The 905-nt window shown below is 61.0% G+C and carries 1 protein-coding gene; it reads left to right on the forward strand.

All coding sequences use genetic code 11. The features are described 5' to 3' along the window. A partial coding sequence (locus IVB32_RS28785) for an H-NS family nucleoid-associated regulatory protein (protein ID WP_247412121.1) occupies positions 1–141 on the forward strand: 141 nt, incomplete at its 5' end. Positions 142–905: the final 764 nt, after the last annotated feature.

The following is a 905-nucleotide window of genomic DNA, read 5'->3' on the forward strand; positions in this document are numbered from 1 at the left end:
CGCAATCCGAAGAACCCGGCGGAGACATGGTCGGGTCGCGGCAGGCTGCCTCGATGGCTGCGGCCGCAGCTTCGAGCCGGCCGAAAATTGGACGATTTCCTGATCGATCGGGCTTCAGCCGAAAAGCGGCAGACCAATTGAGCGCGCGTTGCGGCATTTTGGGATGGAAATGCTGGCGCCTGTTCCCCACTGGGCTCTGAGCTTCTCACATCATCGTTGAAGCGCGGGTCATAACCATGCTTCGAGGCATGGCCATAGCGAGAGCGCTGGGCTGATGGTCTCGCTGAATCGCTCGGGGGGCCCGCGGCGCAGTGAGGACATCGACGAGAATCTCAAGCACGCGATGGCCGTGTCTAGTTGTCGTGCCCTCTGAAGTGCCGCCTAACCGCATTCCACGCTCGAAGGACTGGAAGGATGAGCACGATGAAAAGAACCCTGATTGCAACCGGCCTCATTGCGCGCTGCAGGAGTGGTGGGTCGTGATCGTCCAAGCGACCGGCCGTCGTGTTAATCGTCACCGGAGATGGAATTCCTGCTCGCCGAGTAGGTGCCGGTCTGCGCGAGGGCAGGACAACTACAACGAACAGAACGTTCACCAGTAGCCATATTCCCACGATGAGAAGGGCAGTACGCACGAGGACCGACCACGGTTGGATCCAGAATCTGCCGAGGTTACTCCTGCCTCATACCCGGCACGCAACCGGCAACACTGCGTTCGCGGACGGAGCCGCTTCAGCGCAGCCGGCACATTTTCGCATCTCCCCGAGGCCGTTGGGCCCCGAGCGCTTTGCGAGCGTCCAGGATCGCTCCCAGCCTAGTCGGGCGCAACACTCGCGTCTGTGCGCTTTCGAACATTCATGCCCCCTTCAGGTATGCTAGTTCTATGCATCATCCGGCGAGAGCCG

This window comes from Bradyrhizobium sp. 23, assembly GCF_023073295.1.
GTDB classification, from domain to species: Bacteria; Pseudomonadota; Alphaproteobacteria; order Rhizobiales; family Xanthobacteraceae; genus Bradyrhizobium; species Bradyrhizobium canariense_D.